The sequence below is a fragment of the Bergeriella denitrificans NBRC 102155 genome (genome assembly GCF_001592185.1).
GTDB lineage: Bacteria > Pseudomonadota > Gammaproteobacteria > Burkholderiales > Neisseriaceae > Neisseria > Neisseria denitrificans.
Genome location: NZ_BCWL01000352.1, coordinates 1 through 929, shown reverse-complemented (window position 1 = coordinate 929; position 929 = coordinate 1). Strand labels below are relative to the sequence as shown.

The window sequence follows — 929 nt, the reverse complement described above, 5'->3', positions numbered from 1 at the left end:
GCCCTACGGGCCATATACAAAATCATCTCTCTGTCTTTATCAGCAGCTTCGTTGAACAACTTCAGCAACTCCAGATCCTCATCGCTTAAAGCTACTTTTTCTTCTTCAGCTTTGCGGCCATAAGCAGCTTTGGGTTCTTGTAATGTATTTACCTGCAAAGAAGAGAATCTCGCAGCATATCGCGTGCCCAGTTGTTCGTCTGCAATAAACGGCTCTCCAATGCCTGCAATTAACCAGTTCAAATTTACACCCAAATGAGTGCTTATTTTAAATAAACCCTCTGTATCAGGCTTACGCTCCCCACTTACATAATTCTGAGCAGTACGATATACCAATCCTGTCATTTCAGAAAAATCTTTTATTTTCAAGTTTTTAATTTTCAAAATTTCTTTCAGGCGGATATTTACACTCATTTGTTCATTTTCCTGTTGCAATATACTCATTTGTTCGTATAATATACACATATCAGCACAAATTAAACCAAACAGGCACACAAGGGGCTAAACAATGGTTAAGCGCACCTATCTTGTAACAGCTTCTTACCCTGCCTTTCGGTATTTGAAATGCGTAATCATTCTATCACAGAAAGACACTAACTTATGAGAAGACAAGCAATTGATTTTAAGCCACTTCCCTATCCGCAAACGCCTGAGACGGCGGCTGCGTGGTTTCGGAAACACGGTGTATGTAAAGCTCATTGGGCACGTTATTTCGGTTTTGAGCGTACTGTCGTAGAGCACCTACTACGGGGCAAACTCAAAGGAAACTACGGTCAAAGCCATGAGGCAGCGGTAAAGCTCGGGTTAAAAGAGTCTGTATAAAGCAGGAGCCAAATATGAAATTTAAATTAGTTAAAGCACGTTATTTTCGATTTAGGCGTCAGGCATGGGTAATAAGACCACCAGAAAAAAAGATACTTTCCGAGCAGC

At 40.8% G+C, this 929-nt stretch carries 2 protein-coding genes; one reads left to right on the top strand and one right to left on the bottom strand.

Annotation, left to right across the window (positions count from 1 at the left end):
- Positions 1–413: helix-turn-helix domain-containing protein (locus BDE01S_RS10755; RefSeq protein ID WP_169798098.1), on the bottom strand; the 413-nt coding region annotated here is incomplete at its 3' end.
- A gap of 186 nt (positions 414–599) precedes the next feature.
- Here BDE01S_RS10755 and BDE01S_RS11135 point away from each other — a divergent pair.
- Positions 600–821, top strand: coding sequence for a DNA-binding protein (locus BDE01S_RS11135; protein WP_082790477.1), 222 nt, complete (start codon positions 600–602; stop codon positions 819–821).
- Positions 822–929 lie beyond the last annotated feature (108 nt).